Raw genomic sequence first — 1052 nt, forward strand, 5'->3', positions numbered from 1 at the left:
ATCGAGAACCTGTCGATCTCCTTCTTCACCCGCAAGGGCGAGATACCGGCCGTCATGGATTTTTCCTGCACGGTCATGCCCGGCGAGGCAATGGGAATCGTTGGCGAATCCGGCTGCGGCAAGTCGACCGTATCGCTCGGCATCATGCGTGACCTCTCCAACATAGGAAAGATCGTCGGCGGCCGGATAAAGTTCCAGGGCAAGGACATGGGCGAGCTGTCCGACGAGGAACTGCGCGCCATCCGCGGCAACAAGATCGCGATGATCTACCAGGAGCCGATGGCCAGCCTGAACCCGGCGATGAAGGTCGGCCAGCAACTGATGGAAGTGCCGCTGATCCACGACAAGGTGTCGAAGGAAGAGGCTTATAGGCGCGCGCTGGAAATGGTGCGCTCGGTCAGGCTGCCCGATCCCGAGCGCATGATGCGCTCCTTTCCGCACCAGCTTTCCGGCGGCCAACAACAGCGCATCGTCATCGCCATGGCGCTGCTGTCGAAGCCGGCGCTGCTGCTGCTCGACGAGCCGACGACGGCGCTCGACGTGACGGTGGAAGCCGGCATCGTCGACCTGGTCAAGGGACTTGGCGAGAAGTTCGGCACCTCGATGATCTTCGTGTCGCACAATCTCGGCCTGATCCTGGAAACCTGCGACCGCATCACGGTGATGTATTCGGGCGAAGCGGTGGAGACCGGCAAGATCAAGGACGTCTTCGACCGGATGCGCCATCCCTACACGCAGGGCCTGTTCCGCTCGATCCCGCTGCCCGGCGCCGACAAGAATTCGCGGCCTCTGATCTCCATCCCGGGGCAATTGCCGCTGCCGCACGAGCGGCCGAAGGGCTGCAATTTCGGCCCCCGCTGCCACCATTTCGTCGAGGGCGTCTGCAACGCCGCCGAAATCCCGATGATCGCGGTCGGAGGCCATGAAGGCCATTTTTCGCGCTGCGTGCGCTTCAACGAGATCGACTGGGAAGCGCTGCCGCCCGGCGCCAAGAAGGTCAACGAGCGCGTCGAGCCCGGCGCGCCGGTGCTCAAGATCGAGGATCTCAAAAA

The 1052-nt window shown here is 62.9% G+C and carries 1 protein-coding gene; it reads left to right on the forward strand.

The window, feature by feature from the left end; all coding sequences use genetic code 11:
* Positions 1-1052: ABC transporter ATP-binding protein (locus tag AC0L2B_RS00190; RefSeq protein WP_473743636.1), on the forward strand; the 1052-nt coding region annotated here is incomplete at both ends.

The organism is Mesorhizobium sp. WSM4815 (assembly GCF_055811575.1).